The following is a 255-nucleotide window of genomic DNA, read 5'->3' as shown; positions in this document are numbered from 1 at the left end:
GTCGACCTGCAGGGACGGGAGCTGGAGCCCGCCGCGTCGCCCGGCGGGGCGCAGCGGGACTACTCCTTTTATGCCCGTCTGACGGGCCAGCCGCTGGTCGAGGTGCGGCTGCCGGGCGCGCTAAGCGCCTTCATGCTGGCGCGCACGTTCCAGTATAACGGCGAGCCCTGGCGCTTCGACATGTTCGGCGGCAGCCGCCTGACGCGCGGGCGGCAGAAGTCCGCCCGGGCCATCGCCGAGGGCCGCAGCGCGTCG

The 255-nt window shown here is 73.7% G+C and carries 1 protein-coding gene; it reads left to right on the top strand.

Annotation, left to right across the window (positions count from 1 at the left end; translation table 11 throughout):
* The coding region (locus AB3X89_RS40625; protein ID WP_368588109.1) for a hypothetical protein at positions 1 to 255 on the top strand (255 nt) is incomplete at both ends.

Origin of the sequence: Paraburkholderia sp. BR14320, assembly GCF_040948665.1 — a bacterium.
Taxonomy (GTDB): Bacteria; Pseudomonadota; Gammaproteobacteria; order Burkholderiales; family Burkholderiaceae; genus Paraburkholderia; species Paraburkholderia youngii.
Note: the sequence above shows the minus strand (reverse complement) of the source record. Positions and strands in the feature narration are given on the sequence as shown.